At 55.6% G+C, this 20,914-nt stretch carries 17 protein-coding genes, 1 tRNA gene and 3 pseudogenes; 16 read left to right on the top strand and 5 right to left on the bottom strand.

The window, feature by feature from the left end:
• Window positions 1–69: 69 nt before the first annotated feature.
• Both BFV64_RS00405 and BFV64_RS00400 read left to right on the top strand, forming a co-directional pair.
• Window positions 70–933 carry a YicC/YloC family endoribonuclease gene (locus tag BFV64_RS00405; protein WP_008502687.1) on the top strand — a complete coding sequence of 288 codons (864 nt, stop codon included), beginning with the start codon at window positions 70–72 and terminating at the stop codon, window positions 931–933.
• Window positions 934–1,139: 206 nt separating this feature from the next.
• Window positions 1,140–1,757 carry a trimeric intracellular cation channel family protein gene (locus BFV64_RS00400; protein ID WP_023331717.1) on the top strand — a complete coding sequence of 206 codons (618 nt, stop codon included), beginning with the start codon at window positions 1,140–1,142 and terminating at the stop codon, window positions 1,755–1,757.
• Between the two features lie 2 nt (window positions 1,758–1,759).
• Here the strand turns inward: BFV64_RS00400 and ligB are convergent, their stop codons facing one another.
• A complete protein-coding gene (gene ligB / locus BFV64_RS00395; protein WP_069601601.1) occupies window positions 1,760–3,430 on the bottom strand; it encodes an NAD-dependent DNA ligase LigB in 1,671 nt (556 codons plus the stop codon).
• A 251-nt stretch (window positions 3,431–3,681) separates the two neighbouring features.
• Between ligB and gmk the strand changes: the two genes are divergently transcribed.
• The 5 genes and pseudogenes from gmk (at window position 3,682) to recG (ending at window position 9,547) form a co-directional block, all read left to right on the top strand.
• Window positions 3,682–4,305, top strand: coding sequence for a guanylate kinase (gmk, locus tag BFV64_RS00390; protein ID WP_014881977.1), 624 nt, complete (start codon window positions 3,682–3,684; stop codon window positions 4,303–4,305).
• 54 nt (window positions 4,306–4,359) lie between these two features.
• Window positions 4,360–4,635, top strand: a complete 276-nt coding sequence (gene rpoZ / locus BFV64_RS00385) for a DNA-directed RNA polymerase subunit omega (protein WP_000135058.1) — start codon at window positions 4,360–4,362, stop codon at window positions 4,633–4,635.
• Between the two features lie 19 nt (window positions 4,636–4,654).
• The gene (gene spoT, locus BFV64_RS00380; protein ID WP_014881976.1) at window positions 4,655–6,769 is read left to right on the top strand and encodes a bifunctional GTP diphosphokinase/guanosine-3',5'-bis pyrophosphate 3'-pyrophosphohydrolase; all 2,115 of its coding nucleotides are present in this window, start codon (window positions 4,655–4,657) and stop codon (window positions 6,767–6,769) included.
• Window positions 6,770–6,773: 4 nt separating this feature from the next.
• Entirely contained in the window at window positions 6,774–7,463 is a 690-nt protein-coding gene (gene trmH, locus BFV64_RS00375) for a tRNA (guanosine(18)-2'-O)-methyltransferase TrmH (protein WP_014881975.1), read from the top strand.
• Window positions 7,464–7,466: 3 nt separating this feature from the next.
• Window positions 7,467–9,547, top strand: a pseudogene (recG, locus tag BFV64_RS00370) (ATP-dependent DNA helicase RecG).
• A gap of 2 nt (window positions 9,548–9,549) precedes the next feature.
• On the opposite strand, the gene gltS reads toward recG, so the two are convergent.
• A complete protein-coding gene (gene gltS / locus BFV64_RS00365) occupies window positions 9,550–10,752 on the bottom strand; it encodes a sodium/glutamate symporter (protein WP_069601600.1) in 1,203 nt (400 codons plus the stop codon).
• Window positions 10,753–10,976: 224 nt separating this feature from the next.
• Here gltS and xanP point away from each other — a divergent pair, with 224 nt between their 5' ends.
• Window positions 10,977–12,368 carry a xanthine/proton symporter XanP gene (gene xanP / locus BFV64_RS00360; protein WP_023331713.1) on the top strand — a complete coding sequence of 464 codons (1,392 nt, stop codon included), beginning with the start codon at window positions 10,977–10,979 and terminating at the stop codon, window positions 12,366–12,368.
• Between the two features lie 118 nt (window positions 12,369–12,486).
• Window positions 12,487–14,175, top strand: a complete 1,689-nt coding sequence (locus BFV64_RS00355) for an AsmA family protein (RefSeq protein WP_047626546.1) — start codon at window positions 12,487–12,489, stop codon at window positions 14,173–14,175.
• A gap of 117 nt (window positions 14,176–14,292) precedes the next feature.
• On the opposite strand, the gene yicI is transcribed toward BFV64_RS00355, so the two are convergent.
• Window positions 14,293–16,611: an alpha-xylosidase gene (gene yicI / locus BFV64_RS00350; protein WP_049010181.1), complete on the bottom strand. Its 2,319-nt coding sequence runs from the start codon at window positions 16,609–16,611 to the stop codon at window positions 14,293–14,295.
• Between the two features lie 12 nt (window positions 16,612–16,623).
• Window positions 16,624–18,015, bottom strand: coding sequence for a glycoside-pentoside-hexuronide family transporter (locus BFV64_RS00345; RefSeq protein ID WP_059373364.1), 1,392 nt, complete (start codon window positions 18,013–18,015; stop codon window positions 16,624–16,626).
• Between the two features lie 291 nt (window positions 18,016–18,306).
• Between BFV64_RS00345 and BFV64_RS00340 the strand changes: the two genes are divergently transcribed.
• From BFV64_RS00340 to BFV64_RS26040, 3 genes and pseudogenes are all read left to right on the top strand, one after another.
• Window positions 18,307–18,401, top strand: a tRNA-Sec gene (locus BFV64_RS00340).
• Between the two features lie 75 nt (window positions 18,402–18,476).
• Window positions 18,477–18,629, top strand: a pseudogene (locus BFV64_RS26045) (DUF6680 family protein); the annotation flags it as partial.
• 91 nt (window positions 18,630–18,720) lie between these two features.
• The gene (locus BFV64_RS26040) at window positions 18,721–19,041 is read left to right on the top strand and encodes a DUF6680 family protein (RefSeq protein WP_308218850.1); all 321 of its coding nucleotides are present in this window, start codon (window positions 18,721–18,723) and stop codon (window positions 19,039–19,041) included.
• Here BFV64_RS26040 and BFV64_RS23875 read toward each other — a convergent pair.
• The gene (locus tag BFV64_RS23875) at window positions 19,038–19,241 is read right to left on the bottom strand and encodes a toxin-antitoxin system HicB family antitoxin (protein WP_071890797.1); all 204 of its coding nucleotides are present in this window, start codon (window positions 19,239–19,241) and stop codon (window positions 19,038–19,040) included. The genes BFV64_RS26040 and BFV64_RS23875 overlap by 4 nt on opposite strands.
• A 130-nt stretch (window positions 19,242–19,371) precedes the next feature.
• Between BFV64_RS23875 and BFV64_RS00330 the strand changes: the two genes are divergently transcribed.
• From BFV64_RS00330 to BFV64_RS00320, 4 genes and pseudogenes are all read left to right on the top strand, one after another.
• Window positions 19,372–19,713 (top strand): SymE family type I addiction module toxin, encoded by a 342-nt coding sequence (locus BFV64_RS00330; RefSeq protein WP_032635286.1) that lies wholly within the window; start codon window positions 19,372–19,374, stop codon window positions 19,711–19,713.
• A gap of 86 nt (window positions 19,714–19,799) precedes the next feature.
• Window positions 19,800–19,980: pseudogene (locus tag BFV64_RS25805) on the top strand (hydroxyacid dehydrogenase); the annotation flags it as partial.
• Window positions 19,981–20,242: 262 nt separating this feature from the next.
• Complete coding sequence (locus BFV64_RS00325) at window positions 20,243–20,593, top strand: type II toxin-antitoxin system RelE/ParE family toxin (protein ID WP_032637796.1); 351 nt, start codon at window positions 20,243–20,245, stop codon at window positions 20,591–20,593.
• Window positions 20,590–20,889: a helix-turn-helix domain-containing protein gene (locus BFV64_RS00320; RefSeq protein WP_032635284.1), complete on the top strand. Its 300-nt coding sequence runs from the start codon at window positions 20,590–20,592 to the stop codon at window positions 20,887–20,889. Before BFV64_RS00325 ends, BFV64_RS00320 begins: the two co-directional genes overlap by 4 nt.
• Window positions 20,890–20,914: the final 25 nt, after the last annotated feature.

Raw genomic sequence — 20,914 nt, 5'->3', positions numbered from 1 at the left:
TTATTCCTATCCTGAGAAGCCCCCGAAAGCTATAATCCCCCCATCTCTCCTTTAAAAACGGGAATGTCTATGATCCGCAGTATGACCGCCTACGCCCGGCGTGAAATCAAGGGTAGCTGGGGTAGCGCTACCTGGGAAATGCGCTCGGTAAACCAGCGCTATCTGGAAACATATTTCCGTATGCCGGAGCAGTTCCGCAGCCTCGAGCCCGTTGTACGCGAGCGCATCCGTACTCGTCTGACGCGCGGTAAAGTGGAATGTAACCTGCGTTTTGAGCCTGATGCCAGTGCGCAAGGCGAACTGATCCTGAATGAAAAACTGGCTAAACAGCTCGTGAATGCGGCGAACTGGGTCAAAATGCAAAGTGATGAAGGCGAAATCAACCCGGTTGATATTCTGCGCTGGCCTGGCGTCATGGCTGCCGGTGAGCAGGATCTGGATGCCATCGCCGCCGAAATCCTTGCCGCCCTCGACGGTACCCTGGATGACTTTATCGTGGCCCGCGAAACCGAAGGCCAGGCGCTGAAAGCGATGATTGAGCAGCGTCTTGAAGGCGTAAGCGCCGAAGTGGCAAAAGTCCGCACCCATATGCCGGAAGTGCTGCAATGGCAGCGCGAGCGTCTGGTAGCCAAACTGGAAGAAGCGGAAGTTCAGCTGGAAAACACCCGTCTGGAACAAGAGCTGGTGCTGATGGCGCAGCGTATTGACGTTGCCGAAGAGCTGGATCGTCTGGAAGCACACGTGAAAGAGACCTACAACATCCTGAAGAAGAAGGAAGCGGTAGGCCGCCGCCTCGACTTTATGATGCAGGAGTTCAACCGCGAGTCGAACACCCTGGCATCTAAGTCGATCAATGCTGAAGTAACCAACTCAGCGATCGAGCTGAAGGTGCTGATTGAGCAGATGCGCGAGCAAATCCAGAACATCGAGTAATCGCTTTCAGGTGGTGTCCGCTGGACACCACCCATTAGTATTTTTAATCCGAATTTCCACCCACTCTCCTTCCTTACCTCCATTTATCAGGCCCCTTTAAGGGAAATGAATAAATTTTTATAGCGCAAAGGGATTCACCTTAGAAAATCTCAATCGTGATCTTGCGCACAAATCGCTAACCTGCCCGCGTTCTGACCGGAGGGTATATGCTGCTTCACACTCTTTATCTTATTGGTATCACCGCAGAAGCCATGACCGGCGCACTTGCAGCCGGACGACGCCGCATGGACACCTTCGGCGTGATCATTATTGCCACCGCGACCGCGCTGGGCGGCGGATCCGTGCGCGATATCCTGCTTGGCCATTACCCTCTCGGCTGGGTTAAACACCCTGAGTATGTGATTATCGTGGCAACAGCCGCCGTATTAACCACCATTGTGGCACCCGTTATGCCCCATCTGCGCCGCCTGTTTCTGGTGCTGGATGCGCTGGGGCTGATTGTCTTTTCTATCATCGGTGCACAGATCGCGCTCGATATGGGTGAAGGGCCGGTTATCGCCACGATTGCTGCTGTGGTCACAGGGGTGTTTGGCGGCGTACTGCGCGATATGTTCTGCAAACGCATTCCCCTGGTCTTTCAAAAAGAGCTGTATGCCGGCATTTCCTTTGCCGCAGCGGTGCTCTACATCGCCCTGCAGCACTATGTTTCTAACCATGATGTGGTGGTTATCTCTACGCTGCTGTTTGGCTTTACGGCCCGCATGCTGGCGCTGCGTCTGAAGCTGGGACTGCCCGTGTTTCACTATAAGCACGGCGTACACTGATCTCAGAAACCGTTGATGTGCTGCCGGGCAAGCCACCGGACCAGCACATCAATCTCTGGTGCATTTATCCAGCTCACGATCTGCCGCGTCCTCTCTTCCCCCGTACCCGGCAAGGCCTGCCACGCCTTTGCGCTGCGTTCACGCATCTGTTGCCATGACATATCCCCCAACGCCTTCAGCGAGGCTTGTGGCAATGGCGCACCCAACGCCATCATCCAGTGGATAAAAGGTTGTTCACGTACCAGGTTGAAGCGATGCCAGAGCGCCAGCCCCCGCGCTGGAGAAAACCCCTGCGTAGACTGGAGCTGCGCCTGCGTTAAGAGCAGCCATGAGAAGAGATGTTCAAAACGATGCGCCTGCCAGAGTGTTCGCCAGCCTGACTCGCCTAATCCTTCAATGTTGAATACCTGCTTAGAACTGAGCCACGTCAACCGGGCGAAGAACTGTTCCATACACTCTGGCGAAGCATAAAAACAGCTCAGGGAGTGAAAACGCGAGGCCGGTGGTTCTGGTTTTTGTCTGTCCGTCCCTCGCCAGATAACCTTATCAAACCGTGGGATACCTTGTCCGGCAAGGCTCACCTGGATCTGATTGCCAGGGGCAATATCCAGCCTCTGCCAGCGTCCAACCGACCCCAGGCTCACCCGCTGTACCTGTTTATCATCCAGTTGCACCGGCTCCAGCGCCGCCACGACGGAAATTTTACCCGTACGCCCAACTGAAAAATGAATATCCCTGACCTCAGCAACCTGCGCAACTGGCGGATATTTCCACGCCATGACCCAGTTGCCTTCGCCAGGCAGCCAGCGCTCCCCTGAAGGCGACTCCGCGGACCGAACCACAATGCCATCCGTGGCAAAGGGTAATGCTGTGTTTTGCCAGGCCAAACGCTGCTTTTCAACTTCATCAACCGTTCGGGTGGGCAAGGTATAGGACGCCGTCAGGGAAAACCCTGCTCCGGACAGCGCAGAAAGCATACTTTCCATCTCTTTCGGACCATCCGGCCAGGCCCAGATAAATATTCCTGTCTGGTTCAGAAGCGCACCGTCGTTCTGCCGCATCATCGCCCCCGCCACTTTTGCGCGTGCATTCATTCCGCCCATCTGCCGCTGAATATGATTCTCGCGCATCCAGAAAAGCTCCCCCTGCAGGACGCTGTTTGCCAGCGCGCCGGATACCTCTTTAGGCACTGACGGAATCAAACGCACGCGAGCGGTCCAGTCCTCACCTTTTAACCCATTACCGCGACTGATAGCCTGGGCGAGCTTTCCGTTGCGATACACCAGCGTCACCGCCACGCCGTCGACTTTTGGCTGCATCCAGAGATTTTTCTGGCCTCGCATCCACTGACCTAGCGCTTCTTTGCTGGCGGCCTTATGCACCCCCGTATGGGCAACAGGATGTTTTACGCTTCCCGTCAGCGCAGGTAAGGTGTTCTCTGAGAGATCATGGCCAAAACAGCGCTGCCACTGGGCTAAGCGTCCGTTGAGCTGGTCGTATACCTCGTCGTTGACCTCGCTGACGCCCTGCTTCCAGTAGGCTTCATCCCAGCGTTTGATCTGTGCGCTTAAGGATGCAATCTCTTTTCCGGCTTTAGCCTGTGACCACACCGGACACACCGCCGCCCCATAACCACACCACAACAGCATTAACCCACTTATCCATCGCCACATCGCTACCCCTCCTTTGCAATGCCGGAGGTATAACCTGACGTGAGAAACATGGCTAATAGCAACTTCTCATCATGCGAGACGCTATCCAGTATTCATTTTTATTGCAGCAAACCGCGGGTAAAACCTGAAAACGGTACGCAAAATTCAATAATCCAGGGGAAAAAGTGTGACAAAGGCTACGTCACACTGCGCCGACGTGTATAATAAGCCCGTATGTAGGACTTCTTCGCTAACACATACAAAAGACTCTCATGGCTCAAGGCACGCTTTATATTGTTTCTGCCCCTAGTGGCGCGGGTAAATCCAGCCTTATTCAGGCACTGTTAAAAACCCAACCGTTGTACGACACACAGGTATCTGTTTCTCACACCACGCGTCAGCCGCGTCCGGGTGAAGTGCACGGTGAACACTATTTCTTTGTGGATCACGACGAGTTCAGAGCGATGATCGCCAGGGATGCGTTCCTTGAACACGCTGAAGTGTTTGGTAACTACTACGGTACCTCGCGTGAAACCATTGAGCAGGTTCTGGCCACGGGCGTGAATGTCTTCCTGGATATCGACTGGCAGGGCGCACAGCAAATTCGCAAGAAAATGCCGGAGTCACGCAGTATCTTTATTTTACCGCCATCGAAAGATGAGCTGGATCGCCGTCTGCGTGGCCGCGGTCAGGACAGCGAAGACGTGATTGCAAAGCGTATGGCCCAGGCAGTTGCAGAAATGAGCCATTACGCGGAATATGATTACCTTATTGTGAATGATGATTTTGATGCCGCGCTGAGCGATCTCAAAACCATCCTTCGCGCAGAACGTCTGCGTATGAGCCGCCAGAAGCAGCGACATGACGCATTAATCACCAAACTGTTGGCAGACTGAACCCACTTTCAGTATCATGCCCAGTCATTTCTTCACCTGTGGAGCATTTTAAGTATGGCACGCGTAACTGTTCAGGACGCTGTAGAGAAAATTGGTAACCGTTTTGACCTGGTACTGGTCGCCGCGCGTCGCGCTCGTCAGATGCAGGTAGGCGGTAAAGATCCGCTGGTACCGGAAGAAAACGATAAAACCACCGTTATTGCACTTCGCGAAATCGAAGAAGGTCTGATCAACAACCAGATCCTCGACGTGCGTGAGCGCCAGGAGCAGCAAGAGCAGGAAGCCGCAGAACTGCAGGCCGTAACCGCCATTGCTGAAGGTCGTCGTTAATTAAACCTGCGGGTCGCCCTTGTATCTGTTTGAAAGCCTGAATCAACTGATTCAAACCTACCTGCCTGAAGACCAGATTAAGCGTCTTCAGCAGGCGTATCTCGTTGCACGTGACGCTCACGAGGGCCAGACACGTTCAAGCGGTGAACCCTATATCACGCACCCTGTTGCGGTAGCCTGCATTCTGGCCGAGATGAAACTCGACTACGAAACGCTGATGGCTGCTCTGCTGCATGACGTGATCGAAGATACCCCTGCCACCTACCAGGATATGGAACAGCTGTTTGGCAAAAGCGTTGCCGAACTGGTGGAAGGGGTCTCTAAGCTTGATAAGCTGAAATTCCGCGACAAGAAAGAGGCGCAAGCCGAAAACTTCCGCAAGATGATTATGGCGATGGTGCAGGATATCCGCGTCATTCTCATCAAACTCGCTGACCGTACCCACAACATGCGCACGCTGGGCTCACTTCGCCCGGACAAGCGTCGCCGCATTGCTCGTGAAACCCTGGAAATTTACAGTCCGCTGGCGCACCGTTTAGGTATTCACCACATTAAAACCGAGCTGGAAGAGCTGGGTTTTGAAGCGTTATACCCGAACCGCTATCGCGTCATTAAAGAGGTGGTGAAAGCCGCACGCGGTAACCGTAAAGAGATGATTCAAAAGATCCTCTCGGAAATTGAAGGGCGTTTACAGGAAGCGGGCATTCCGTGCCGCGTCAGCGGTCGCGAGAAACATCTGTACTCGATTTACTGCAAAATGGTGCTCAAAGAGCAGCGTTTTCACTCGATCATGGATATTTACGCGTTCCGCGTGATCGTCCACGATGCCGATACCTGCTATCGCGTGCTGGGGCAGATGCACAGCCTCTACAAACCGCGTCCGGGGCGCATGAAAGATTACATCGCCATTCCAAAAGCGAACGGCTATCAATCTTTGCATACCTCGATGATCGGTCCACACGGCGTGCCTGTCGAAGTGCAGATCCGCACCGAAGACATGGACCAGATGGCAGAGATGGGTGTCGCCGCGCACTGGGCGTATAAAGAGCACGGTGGCGAAAGCAGCACGACTGCACAGATCCGCGCCCAACGCTGGATGCAGAGCCTGCTGGAACTGCAGCAGAGTGCGGGTAGCTCCTTTGAATTTATCGAGAGCGTGAAATCCGATCTCTTCCCGGATGAGATTTACGTTTTCACCCCAGAAGGTCGCATTGTCGAACTGCCTGCGGGCGCAACGCCGGTCGACTTTGCTTACGCAGTACATACCGATATCGGGCATGCCTGCGTGGGCGCACGCGTCGACAGACAGCCTTACCCGCTGTCTCAGCCGCTCTCCAGCGGCCAGACGGTAGAAATTATTACCGCACCGGGCGCACGTCCGAACGCGGCCTGGCTGAACTTTGTGGTGAGCTCCAAAGCGCGCGCCAAAATCCGCCAGTTGCTGAAAAACCTCAAGCGCGACGACTCCGTCAGCCTGGGACGCCGTCTGCTCAACCACGCGCTGGGTGGTAGCCGTAAGCTGGCTGAAATTCCACCAGAGCATATCCAGCGCGAACTCGACCGCATGAAGCTCACGTCTCTGGACGATCTGCTGGCGGAAATTGGTCTCGGTAACGCCATGAGCGTCGTGGTGGCGAAAAACCTGCAGCAGGGCGAAGCGATACCTTCTGCTCCAGGCGCATCCGGCCACGCTCATCTGCCAATCAAAGGCGCGGACGGGGTGCTGATCACCTTCGCGAAATGTTGCCGTCCAATCCCAGGTGACCCGATTATTGCGCACGTCAGCCCCGGCAAAGGGCTGGTTATCCACCATGAATCCTGTCGTAACATTCGCGGCTACCAGAAAGAAGCCGAGAAGTTTATGGCGGTCGAGTGGGACAAAGAGACGGCGCAGGAATTTATCACCGAAATTAAGGTGGATATGTTCAATCACCAGGGCGCCCTGGCAAACCTGACGGCAGCGATCAACACGGCCTCGTCCAACATTCAGAGCCTGAATACGGAAGAAAAAGACGGCCGCGTTTATAGCGCCTTTATTCGTCTGACCGCCCGCGACCGCGTGCATCTGGCGAATATTATGCGCAAGATCCGCGTCATGCCGGACGTGATTAAAGTTACCCGAAACCGAAACTAGGTTTATGAATTCACAACGTTATACACGTATCTGCGAAATGCTCGCCAGGCGTCAGCCTGACCTGACGGTCTGCATGGAGCAGGTTCATAAGCCTCATAACGTCTCTGCTATCGTTCGTACCGCAGACGCCGTCGGCGTACATGAAGTGCACGCCGTCTGGCCGGGCACCCGCATGCGAAACATGGTGTCTGCTGCCGCAGGCAGCAACAGCTGGGTATCCGTCAAAACGCATCAGACGATTGGTGAAGCCGTATCGCACCTGAAAGGCCGCGGTATGCAGGTTCTTGCGACTCACCTTTCTGCTAAAGCTGTAGATTTCCGCGAGATCGACTACACCCGCCCAACCTGCATTTTGATGGGGCAGGAGAAAACCGGGATCACCCAGGAAGCGCTGGATCTGGCAGATCAGGACATCATCATCCCGATGATCGGTATGGTTCAGTCTCTGAACGTGTCGGTTGCCTCTGCGCTGATTCTGTATGAAGCGCAGCGCCAGCGCCAGAACGCCGGAATGTACGAGCGCAGCAACAGTATGCTGCCTGAAGAGGAACAGCAGCGCCTGCTATTTGAAGGCGGTTATCCGGTGCTGGCTCGCGTCGCGAAGCAGAAAAAATTGCCTTACCCCCACGTCAACGCGCAGGGCGAAATTGAAGCCGATGCCGAGTGGTGGTCCACCATGCAGTACGCCGGGTAACTGATGAAAGGCCGCCTGCTGGATGCCATTCCGCTCAATAGCCTGACGGGCGTGGGCGCGGCGCAAAGCAGTAAGCTGGCAAAAATTGGCCTGCATACCGTGCAGGATCTCCTCCTGCACCTCCCTCTGCGTTACGAAGACCGCACTCAGCTCTACAAAATTGGCGATCTGCTGCCTGCCATTTACGCCACCGTTGAAGGCGAAGTCCTGAACTGCAACATCACGTTTGGTGGACGCCGGATGATGACCTGTCAGATCAGCGACGGTACCGGCATTCTCACCATGCGTTTTTTCAACTTCAGCGCAGCGATGAAAAACAGCCTGGCGACAGGCCGCCGAGTGCTGGCCTATGGCGAAGCCAAACGCGGTAAATACGGCGCAGAGATGATCCACCCGGAGTACCGCGTGCAGGGCGACCTCAGCACACCGGAACTGCAGGAGACGCTTACGCCGGTTTACCCGACGACTGAAGGCATTAAGCAGGCAACGCTGCGTAAACTCACCGATCAGGCGCTGGAGCTGCTGGATACCTGCGCGATTACCGAACTTCTGCCCCCGAGCTGGCACAGGGCATGATGAGCCTGCCCGAGGCATTGCGCACACTGCATCGTCCACCACCCACATTACAGCTCAGCGATTTAGAAAGCGGCAAACATCCCGCACAACGGCGTCTTATCCTTGAGGAATTACTGGCACATAACCTGAGCATGCTGGCGCTTCGCGCAGGCGCGCAGCGTTTCCACGCTCAGCCGTTAAGCCAGAATGATGCGCTCAAAGATAAGCTGCTGGCCACTCTGCCGTTTAAGCCGACCGGCGCTCAAGCGCGCGTAACGGCCGAGATTGAACGCGATATGGCCCTCGACGTGCCGATGATGCGCCTGGTGCAGGGCGACGTCGGGTCCGGTAAAACGCTGGTTGCCGCCCTGGCAGCACTGCGCGCGATTGCCCACGGTAAACAGGTGGCGCTGATGGCGCCGACTGAGCTGCTGGCTGAACAGCACGCCAATAATTTCCGCGCCTGGTTCGCGCCGCTCGGGATTGAGGTAGGCTGGCTTGCCGGGAAGCAAAAAGGCAAAGCGCGTCTTGCGCAGCAGGACGCCATCGCCAGCGGCCAGGTGCAGATGATTGTCGGCACACACGCTATCTTCCAGGAGCAGGTACAGTTTAACGGCCTTGCGCTGGTGATTATCGACGAACAGCACCGCTTCGGCGTGCATCAACGTCTGGCGCTGTGGGAAAAAGGGCTGCAGCAGGGCTTCCATCCGCATCAGCTGATCATGACCGCCACGCCAATCCCGCGCACCCTGGCGATGACCGCCTATGCCGATCTGGATACCTCCACCATCGATGAACTGCCGCCGGGGCGTACGCCGGTCACGACGGTCGCCATACCGGATACGCGCCGCAGCGATATCATCGACCGCGTGCGCAACGCCTGTACCCACGAAGGGCGTCAGGCCTATTGGGTCTGCACCCTGATTGAAGAGTCAGAACTGCTTGAAGCGCAGGCTGCTGAAGCAACGTGGGAAGAGCTAAAGCTGGCGCTGCCGGAGCTAAACGTGGGTCTGGTTCACGGGCGCATGAAGCCTGCCGAAAAACAGGCGGTGATGCAGGCGTTCAAACAGGGTGAGCTGCATTTACTGGTCGCGACGACGGTTATTGAAGTGGGCGTCGACGTCCCCAACTCCAGCCTGATGATCATCGAAAACCCGGAGCGTCTTGGCCTTGCTCAGCTCCACCAGCTGCGTGGGCGCGTTGGGCGTGGCGCAGTGGCCTCCCACTGCGTGCTGCTCTATAAAGCGCCGCTCTCAAAAACTGCCCAGATGCGTTTGCAGGTGCTGCGTGACAGCAACGACGGTTTTGTGATTGCACAAAAAGACCTTGAGATACGCGGCCCGGGCGAATTGCTGGGCACGCGTCAGACGGGAAATGCCGAATTTAAGGTGGCGGATTTGCTGCGCGATCAGGCCATGATCCCGGAAGTTCAGCGCCTCGCACGCCATATTCATGAACGCTACCCCGAACAGGCGGCAGCGTTAATTGAGCGCTGGATGCCGGAAACCGAGCGCTATTCTAACGCCTGATCTCAGGCAAACATCGGCAGCATCAGGTACAGCTTAATCACCAGCGCGTTGACGATATCAATAAAGAACGCCCCGACCATTGGCACCACCAGAAACGCCATGTGCGATGGCTCAAACCGTTCGGTAATCGCCTGCATGTTGGCAATAGCCGTTGGGGTTGCCCCCAGACCAAACCCGCAGTGACCCGCTGCCAGCACCGCTGCATCGTAGTTTTTCCCCATCAGGCGCCAGGTCACGAACATGGCGTACAGCGCCATAAACAGTGCCTGCACCGCCAGAATCGCCACCATCGGCAGCGCCAGCGAGGCCAGCTCCCACAGTTTGAGGCTCATCAGCGCCATCGCCAGGAACAGCGACAGACAGACGTTACCGAGCACCGATACCGCACGTTCAAACACGCGGTAGAAGCCCATCAGCGCAAGACCGTTGCTCAGAATGACCCCGATAAACAACACGCAGACAAAGGTCGGAAGTTCAAACGCTGTACCCGCCAGCCATTGCGCAACCACTTTGCCCACGGTCAGGCAGATGGCAATCATCGCGATGGTTTCAATCAGTACCAGCGAGGTGATGCTGCGCCCGACATCCGGCTTTTCGAACGCGGTGGGCACCATTTCATCGTCCGGTCTGCCATTCGGCGTGGTGGAATGTTTAACGAGATAACGGGCCACCGGGCCGCCAATCAGGCCACCCAGCACCAGACCAAAGGTTGCGCAGGCCATCGCCACTTCCGTTGCGTTTTCAAAGCCGTAACGCTCGATAAACAGCTTACTCCACGCGGCTCCAGTACCATGGCCGCCTGACAGGGTAATCGAACCCGCCAGCAGACCCATCAGCGGATCCAGCCCCAGCAGCGTCGCCATGCCGATGCCAATGGCGTTTTGCATCAGCAGCAGTCCCACCACCACAATCAGAAATACGCCGAGCACCTTACCGCCAGAGCGCAGGCTCGCCAGGTTGGCGTTCAGGCCGATGGTGGCAAAGAAGGCCAGCATCAGCGGATCTTTCAGGGACATATCAAAATCAATTTCCCAGCCCATGCTTTTTTTCAGTACCAGCAGGGCCAGCGCCACCAGCAAGCCACCGGCGACAGGTTCAGGAATGGTGTACTTTTTCAGAAAGGAAACACTATGTACCAGCTTGCGACCAAGCAGCAGAACCAGCGTTGCGGCAACAAGGGTCGACAACGTATCGAGATGAATCATAAAAGGCTCCTGTTATGCGCGTGTTCCATACACACGCGGCGTTATCCTGGCCGGTTTGCGCTCTTCATGAGCCACCGGCGCAAAAAGTGTAATTTTTTTTCCCGACGGGTTGTAGAAAACCTGCTCACAACGGCAGATTTTCTTCCCTTTTTTTGCTGGCAATCGTTTGCTTTTACCAGGTGGTCAGATAAAATGCCCGCTTTTCCACCGTGGGATTGCCGCCGATGTCCGTTAACACCATAGAGTCGCCTGATGCGCAACCGATTGCGCAGAAGCAAAATAGCGAACTGATTTACCGCCTTGAAGATCGCCCGCCACTGCCTCAGACGCTTTTCGCGGCCTGCCAGCATCTTCTGGCGATGTTTGTCGCGGTGATCACCCCGGCGCTGCTGATCTGCCAGGCGCTCGGTTTACCGGCGCAGGATACGCAGCACATCATCAGTATGTCCCTCTTCGCCTCTGGCGTGGCCTCAATTATTCAAATTAAAGCGTGGGGTCCGGTGGGGTCGGGATTATTGTCGATCCAGGGTACCAGCTTTAACTTCGTGGCACCGCTGATCATGGGCGGCACAGCCCTGAAAACCGGCGGTGCGGATGTCCCGACCATGATGGCGGCGCTGTTCGGCACCCTGATGCTGGCAAGCTGCACGGAGATGGTCATCTCCCGCGTGCTGCATCTGGCGCGCCGCGTCATTACCCCGCTGGTCTCCGGCGTGGTGGTGATGATTATCGGCCTGTCGCTGATTCAGGTCGGCCTCACCTCCATCGGCGGCGGCTATGCCGCAATGAGCGACCATACCTTCGGCGCGCCGAAAAACCTGCTGCTGGCGGGCGTCGTGCTGGCGATCATTATTCTGCTTAACCGCCAGCGTAACCCTTACCTGCGCGTGGCTTCTCTGGTGATCGCCATGGCAGCCGGTTATCTGCTGGCGTGGGCGCTGGGCATGTTGCCGGAGAACACCGTACCGACCAACAGCGCGCTGATCACCGTCCCCACGCCGCTGTACTACGGTCTGGGCATTGACTGGGGTCTGCTCCTGCCGCTGATGCTGGTCTTTATGATCACCTCTCTGGAGACCATCGGCGATATCACCGCTACCTCCGACGTCTCCGAGCAGCCGGTGTCCGGCCCGCTGTACATGAAGCGCCTGAAAGGCGGCGTGCTGGCGAACGGCCTGAACTCGTTTGTTTCTGCGGTATTCAATACCTTCCCGAACTCCTGCTTCGGCCAGAACAACGGCGTGATCCAGCTGACCGGCGTCGCCAGCCGCTACGTGGGTTTTGTGGTGGCGCTGATGCTGATCGTCCTCGGCCTGTTCCCGGCGGTGAGCGGCTTTGTGCAGCACATTCCTGAGCCGGTGCTGGGTGGCGCAACGCTGGTGATGTTCGGGACTATCGCAGCGTCCGGGGTGCGTATCGTCTCCCGCGAACCGCTGAACCGCCGGGCGATCATGATTATCGCGCTGTCGCTGGCCGTGGGTCTGGGCGTTTCTCAGCAACCACTGATCCTGCAGTTTGCCCCTGACTGGGTGAAAAACCTGCTCTCTTCCGGCATCGCCGCGGGCGGTATCACCGCTATTGTGCTGAACCTCGTTTTCCCGCCTGAAAAGAACTGATCCCCTTCACGGCAGGCAGTCAATGCCTGCCGTGACATCTATTTACACCATTCCCGCCTTGAGGATTGCGCATAAATCGTGCATAACTCCCTTATGTACGTTTGCGGGATGGAAGACCATGAAATTTATTGGAAAGCTGCTCGTCTATCTTCTGGTAGCCCTGCTCATTGTGATACTGGCGCTCTATATTCTGCTCCAGACCCGCTGGGGCGCGGCTCAGGTCAGCAGCTGGGTGACGGTGAATACCGATTACGAACTCAGTTTCGACAAGATGAATCACCGCTTTTCGTCGCCTTCCCATCTTATTCTGGAAAACGTCACCTTCGGGCGGGACGGTAAACCTGCCACGCTGGTAGCCAAAAAAGTTGATATCGGCCTGAGCAGCCGTCAGGTGACCGATCCGCTGCATATGGACGCCATTACCCTTTTCGATGGCACGCTGAACCTCTCGCCGCAGACGGCACCGCTGCCCTTGCAGGCCGATCGTCTTCAACTGAGCAACATGGCCTTTAACAGCCCGAATACCGAATGGGATCTGAGCGCGCAGAAGGTGACGGGCGGCGTCAGCCCATGGCAGCCGGAAGCCGGCAACGTGCTGGGGAAAAACGCGCAGATTCAGATGAGCGCAGGCTCGCTGACCCTCAACGGCGTCCCGGCCACCAACGTGTTAATTGAGGGCCAGCTTAACGGTAAGGAGGTGGTGCTGAACACTATCGGGGCCGATATGGCGCGCGGTTCGCTCACCGGCTCCGCCCTGCGTAACGCCGACGGAAGCTGGGTTATCGATACCCTGCGTCTGAATGAGATCCGCCTGCAGAGCGACAACACGCTGACAGCCTTCTTTGCCCCGCTGGCCACCATCCCTTCTCTGCAAATAGGCCGTCTGGAGGTCACCGACGCCCGGCTGCAGGGCCCGGACTGGGCGGTGACCGATCTCGATTTAAGCCTGCGCAACCTGACGATAAGCAAAGGCGACTGGCAAAGTCAGGACGGGCGTTTGTCCATGAACGCCAGCGAGTTTATCTACGGCTCGCTGCATCTGTTTGACCCGATCCTGAACGCAGAGTTTTCCCCGCAGGGTATGGCGCTGCGCCAGTTTACCTCCCGCTGGGAAGGCGGCATGGTGCGCACCTCCGGCAACTGGCTGCGCGACGGCAAAGCGCTGGTGCTGGACGATGTCGCCATCGCCGGTCTGGAGTACACCCTGCCGCAGAACTGGAAAACGCTATGGATGGAGCCGCTACCGGAATGGCTGAACAGCGTCACGCTGCAAAAATTCGGCCTGAGCCGCAACCTGGTGATCGACATCGATCCCGCCTTCCCGTGGCAGATCACCTCCCTGGATGGCTACGGTGCCAACCTGCAGCTGGTGAAAGACCGCCAGTGGGGCGTGTGGAGCGGCAGCGCAACCCTGAACGGCGCGGCGGCGACCTTTAACCGCGTGGATGTGCGCCGTCCGTCGCTGGCGTTGAATGCCAACGCCGCCACGGTGAACATTACCGACCTGAGCGCATTTACCGAGAAAGGCATTCTGGAAGCGACGGCCACGGTTTCGCAGTTGCCGCAACGGCAAACCACCGTAAGCCTTAACGGGCGCGGCGTGCCGCTCAACGTGCTGCAGCAGTGGGGCTGGCCAGCGCTACCGGTGACGGGCGATGGCAATATTCAACTCACCGCCAGCGGTAGCGTGCAGGCCAATGCGCCGCTGAAGCCGACGGTGAACGGCAAGCTGAGCGCGGTGAATATGGATAAACAGCAGGTAGAGCAGACGATGACGGGTGGCATTGTTTCAACACCCGTGCAATAAATAAGCCGGGTGGCGGTTTTATTCCCTCTCCCTGTGGGAGAGGGTCAGGGTGAGGGCATCAGACCGCATAATTACCGTAGGCCCGGTAAGCGAAGCGCCACCGGGCATTTTTACCGCTCAGAGGTGAACCACCACCTCATTCCCCTCCGCTTTTACCACCACGCCCCACTCGCTTCCCGCATGTGAACCGCCTTTCACGCCGCCCACCTTCTGCACGTTGCGCAAGCACACCGACCAGTTTCGCGCCTCACCCACGCCGGTCAGGGTCACGGTATCGCCCTCTCGTGACGCTTTCAGCGTAAACGCCACCGCGCCGTCCGCCGCAGGCACTTCACTCACCGCCGTTGCGCCATCCTCCAGGTTAAACAGCTGGAAGGCCGTGCCCTCGTTCCACGCATAGTCTGGTTTCTGGCTGTTATTGCCCAGCGCCAGCAGGGTGTTATCGCGCACATAGACTGGCAGGCTGCGGAAATCGTGCTGTTGCTTATGCCAGCGGCTACCCTGAATTTCGTCGTTATGCCACAGGTGCGTCCAGCGTCCTTCCGGTAGCCAGAACTGCACATCGCCCTCCTCTGAGAACACCGGCGCGACCATCACCGCATCCCCCAGCATGTACTGGCGGTCAAGATAATCGCACGCCGGATCGTCCGAGAACTCCAGCATCATCGCCCGCAGCATCGGCGTACCGCACTCGCGCGCCAGCGCCGCCTGACGGTACAGATACGGCATCATCCGGCACTTCAGCTGCGTAAAGTGGCGCACCACGTCGCAGGATTCGTCATCGTACGCCCACGGCACGCGGTAAGATTTACTGCCGTGCAGGCGGCTGTGGCTGGATAAAAGCCCGAACGCGCACCAGCGCTTGTAGACGTGCGCCGGGGCGGTGTTTTCGAATCCGCCGATATCGTGGCTCCAGAACCCAAAGCCGGACAGGCCAATCGACAGCCCGCCGCGCAGACTTTCCGCCATCGACTCGTAGTTGGCGTAGCAGTCACCCCCCCAGTGAACGGGGAACTGCTGCGCACCGACGGACGCGGAGCGGGCAAACAGCACCGCCTCTTGCTCACCCACGGTCTCTTTCAGCACGTTCCACACCAGCGCGTTGTAGATGTAGGCGTAATGGTTATGCATCTTCTGTGGATCGGATCCGTCAAACCACTGCACGTCCGTCGGGATGCGCTCGCCAAAGTCGGTCTTAAAGCAGTCGACACCGATGTCCACCAGGCCTTTCAGCTTGTCGGCATACCACCGGCACGCTTCCGGGTTAGTAAAGTCATAAATTGCCAGCCCCGGTTGCCACTTATCCCACTGCCACAGGGAGCCGTCCGGGCGCTTGAGCAGGTAGCCCTTCTCTTTCAGTTCGCGAAATACCGGCGACTTCTGGCCGATGTACGGGTTAATCCACACGCAGACCTTCAGCCCTTTCTCCTTCAGGCGGCGGATCATCCCTTCCGGATCCGGGAAGGTCACCGGGTCCCACTCAAAATCACACCACTGGAAGGCCTTCATCCAGAAGCAGTCGAAGTGGAAGACGTGCAGCGGCAGATCGCGCTCGGCCATGCCGTCGATAAAGCTGTTAACCGTCGCTTCGTCGTAGTTAGTGGTGAACGACGTGGTCAGCCACAGGCCGAACGACCACGCGGGCGGCAGCGCCGGACGCCCGGTGAACCGCGTATAGCGGTTGAGCACCTCTTTCGGCGTCGGGCCGTCGATCACGAAGTACTCGAGATATTCCCCTTCGACGCTGAACTGCACTTTGGAGACTTTCTCCGAACCCACTTCGAACGAGACGTTTTCCGGGTGATTCACCAGCACGCCGTAGCCGCGATTGGTCAGATAAAACGGGATGTTTTTGTAGGACTGCTCGGTGCTGGTGCCGCCGTCGCGGTTCCACGTTTCGATCGTCTGGCCGTTGCGCACCAGGGCGGTAAAGCGCTCGCCCAGACCGTAGACCGTTTCGCCCACGCCGAGGTCGAGACGCTCAAACAGGTAGTTGCGATCGGTGTTGGTGTCCTGCACGTAACCGTTGTTTTTCAGCTGGCTGCCGGTAATGCGCTGGCCGTTGCGCAGGAAGTCCAGCGCCCAGAACTCCCCTTTGGTGACGCGCACGCTGACGCTGCCGCTTTTCAGCTCGGCAAATTCCGCGTTGTTTTCAATCTCGACCTTCACGTCTTTCAGCACGTTCAGCGGATAGTGCGGGCCGTTGTCCAGCGCGCCCTGGAAGTGCTCGATGCGCACCCCGACAATCCCCTCCTGCGGGGCAAACAGGCGCACCGTGAACATGAGCGTGTCGAGCTGCCAGGTGCGCTCACGCACGTCGCGCGGCGCCACGTACACCACCAGGTCATTGCCCTGCTGCTCCAAGTCGAACACCTGAACCGGATACGTCACGTTCAGACCCGGTTGAATAAGCCAGTTTCCATCACTGATTTTCATGCTTTCGTCCTCTTAGTTCTGCAATTCTTTGCTGACCGGCAGGTTTTCAAACTCCTGCTGATTGCGGCGCGCACCCTGCGCCAGCTCGCGCAGGATTTTGGTCAGGAAGGGGGTTTTCAGCGTGTAGTAGCGTTTGGCGATAATGGCGCTCAGCACGTAGCAGACTGCCGGGGCCAGGGTAAACAGGCCGATAATGATGCTGATGGTCGCGCTGTTCTGGGTTTTGGCTGCCGCGTCGTAGCCGCCGCCTGCCAGCATCCAGCCGATCATCGCCCCGCCCAGCGCCAGGCCAAGCTTCAGCACGAACAGCGTGCCCGCAAAGCTGATCCCGGTCAGACGTTTGCCGTTGGTCCATTCGCCATAGTCGACGGTATCGGACATCATCACCCACTGGATCGGCGTCACCAGCTGGTGCAGCACGCCGATGACGAAGATAAAGGCGAACATCACCACGGTGGCATGCATCGGCACAAAGAACATCGCTACGCTCACCACCGCCAGCGCGGCGTTGGTCCACCAGAAGATGCTGACCTTACACTTCCAGTCGGTGAGCGGTTTCGCCAGCGCGGAGCCGATCAGGTTGCCGACGCAGTAGGTGGTGAGGAACGCGACGAACACTTCCGGCGAGCCCATGATCCAGGTGCAGTAGTACATCATCGCGCCGCCGCGCACGCAGACGGCGAGGATGTTGAGGATGGTCAGCACGCCAACGATGCGCCACTGATCGTTCCGCCAGATGTCGCGCAGATCTTCCCGCATGGCGGTGGTGCTCGGCGGCACCTGGATGCGCTCTTTGGTGGTGAAGAAGCAGAACGCCAGCATCAGGAACGCGACCACCGACAGGACGGCGATCCCGCCCTGGAAGCCGAACGCTTTATCGTCGCCGCCGATCAGGTTCACCAGCGGCATCATCAGCACCGTGGAGAGCATGCCGCCCGCCGTCGCCAGCACGAAGCGCCAGGATTGCAGGGAGATACGCTGCGTCGGGTCGTTGGTGATCACCCCGCCCAATGCGCAGTACGGGATGTTAACCACGGTATAGAGCAGGGTCAGCAGCGTATAGGTAATGGCGGCATACACCATTTTGCCGTTGAGGCTGAGATCCGGCGTGGTATAGGCCAGCACGCAGACGATGCCGAACGGGATGGCGCCGAACAAAATCCACGGGCGGAACTTGCCCCAGCGGCTGCGGGTGCGGTCGGCAATCAGCCCCATGCACGGGTCGGAGATTGCATCCAGCGCACGGGCGAGCAGGAACATGGTGCCGACAAACCCGGCGGGAATGCCGAAAATATCGGTGTAGAAAAACATCATATACAACATGACGTTATCAAAAATGATATGGCTGGCGGCGTCTCCCATGCCGTAGCCAATCTTCTCTTTTACTGACAATACTTCGCTCATCTTTTATTCATCCTTCACGCTGTAGGGGGCGCTGAGACCGGTTGCATTGGTTTTAAACCATTGTTTCATGAGCGGGTATTGCGTTTTCTGGTTAGCAGATTACGTTTCTTGTTTTTTGTGATCGCGGTAAATGTCGGAGAGCACAAAACGCTAACCTGAGGATTTTCTTAAGAATTAACTGAAACAGGGGGGTACAGGTCAAAAGAGAGGTGAAAAAAGTGTGTCGGGGTATGTGGTAAATGCCTGAAAGTAGCTATAATGCGCCCCGCCTCCATGTAGCAATGCAGGCGCGGAAGATCGTCATCTCCGGTGAGGTGGCTGGACTTCAAATCCAGTTGGGGACGCCAGCGTTCCCGGGCAGGTTCGACTCCTGTGATCTTCCGCCAAAATATACCCTTCTCACGCAAAAAAACATCGTCTATTATTCTTTTAAATTAATTTTTGACTGAAGAGAATAAAAAATGAATTTAGCTCTAGCTATCGCTACTGTCTTTGCTACCCTTTTTAGCCCATTAATAGCTGTCAGAGTACAAAAATATTTAGAGAAGAAATCAGAAAAGCAAACAATAAAAGTTAAAATATTTTCGCAACTTATGGCTACTCGAGCTATTTCATCTCGTTTACTACCTGAACATGTTCAAGCATTAAATATGATTGACTTAGCCTTTTATGGAGATATAAGACGTGGAAAAGTAAAGCGTTCCGATTCAGAAAAAAAAAGTCACATTAGCTTGGAAGGAATATTTCGCCCACCTTTGTTCAACCGTACCCTTAAAGGAATCTGGGGCAGAATTGTGGAATCAAAAAAGCAATCAACTTTTTTTGAGCTTGCTTTATGAGATGGCAAATGATATTGGATATGACTTTGATAAGGTCCATTTGCAGAACGCTATATATTCTCCCACTGCGCATGGTGATATGAACCTTGATCAAATTAAAATAAGAAAAGGTTTAGCCTCTATCCTTACAGGAGATAACCCCATTAAGGTCGAATTAACTGGCAAACAAGATAAAAATAAAAACTAAATATCATCAACTGAAAATGGCTTATGACCTAAACGAATTAGTTCTTGACGTCCTAGAGTTTTAAGCCAATTTCCCAAACTCATCCCTTCAGCCTTAGCAGCCGCCTCAAACTGTGACTTCAATTCCGTAGTAATACGAATCTGAAACGTCGGTGCTTTTCCGGATTTAGATTTGTTAGGGTCGCGTTTAGCTGTTGACATGTACGTACCTACAAGAGCAAAATATCATCATTCAGGTACGTACCTTAGCATACCTGAAACTGAAACGCCCTCGCCAGGTACTCGCAATACCGGACGAGAGCTAACCTCACCAACTATCAAGGAGTTGATTATGGCTGATTCGCATTCTACCCCAGACACCGACCAATCCGGAACCGAGCGTTCGTTAATTGTGGGATATCGCCCGAATGTTTTCGACAAATCCACACCCAATATCATTCTGTCCGGCAAGTGGCTGCGCGCGGCGGGTTTTGATACCGGACAGCAGGTCACGGTCAAGGTGATGAAAGGGTGCATCGTTCTGGTGGCGTATAACGAGCAGGAGCAGCGGTTGCAGGACGATTATAAGCGGACGAAGGCGAAGCTCAGTGAGATAGAGAAAGCTCTTGCCGCGATTCAAATTCAGCATCCTGGAAAGCACCTCGCAAAATCAAATACAAACCACCTGGCTTAGCGGCGGTTTCTGGCGTTAATCGTTAAAAAGACGGAGCCGACATGGTTGATAAAAACGTAATCTAATTTCCGGCTGGTGAATTTGTGATGTTGCCAGTGAGGACGGTACGGTTTGCATCACATGTCGCTTTGAACATGAAACGCTCTGGCTGTCGCAAGCAGCCATTGTGGCTCTCTAGCAAGTCTCTCCTCAAGCCATTACTGAGCATATTAAAGCCGTTTACGAAGAAGGTAAGCCTGAATAAAAACAACATGTAAGCCTTACTTATAAGTTCAGCAAGAAAGTGGCTGGTAAATGGAAAAAGAATCTAAAGAGTAGCCATAGTCATGCTGCCCCCCTACCTTCCTTGCCAGCATGACTCGAAAAACACTGGAAGACGCCTCGCAATTTCTCACAAATACAATCATTTAGATGCCCCGTATTTGTCATACTTCTGCCACTCGCTACCTGGTTGCCAATGACAGCCATTGCATTTATTAACTACAGCTTATATCCTGTATATAAGCTACAGCTTATCATGGAAGAGAGCATGTGGACGGTACTGTTCGGAAAGGTGTTTGAGCTATGGTTGCTTGAACAGGAAGAAGGGTTACAGGAAAAGGTACTGGCAGACATGCTAAATCTACAAAACTATGGACCTCGTCTTCCTCGTCCCTATGCCGATACTGTAAAAGGCTCGCAATATAACAATATGAAAGAGTTACGTGTTCAATACGCTGGTCGTCCGATTCGTGCTTTATTCGCATTTGACCCCGAACGTCAGGCGATTGTGCTTTGCGCAGGCAACAAGAGTAACGACAAGGCATTTTATGAAAAACTCATTCGCATTGCAGATGATGAATTTACCCGGCATCTGACAAGCCTGGAGACAGCCAAGTGAAAACACTAAATGAATTAATTGCATCACGCTCACCGGAAAGCCAACAACGAATTAAAGAAATGGCAGAGGAAATGATCCTTGAAACGGGTTTGCAACTTTTACGTGAAGAGCTCAGGCTTTCGCAAAAAAATGTTGCCGAGCTAATGGGGGTGAGCCAGCCCGCAGTAACACAAATAGAGCAACGTGGAAATGAACTAAAAATTGCCACGCTTAAGCGCTACATTGAGGCAATGGGTGGGAAACTTTGTATCGACGTTGAACTTCCAACAGGAAAACGCGTTGCGTTTCATATCTAACAAGTGTGATTCCTGCGTTAAGTAA

This window comes from Enterobacter kobei (genome assembly GCF_001729765.1).
In the GTDB taxonomy this organism is placed as follows: Bacteria; Pseudomonadota; Gammaproteobacteria; order Enterobacterales; family Enterobacteriaceae; genus Enterobacter; species Enterobacter kobei.
This window is presented reverse-complemented; position numbering and strand designations above follow the sequence as displayed.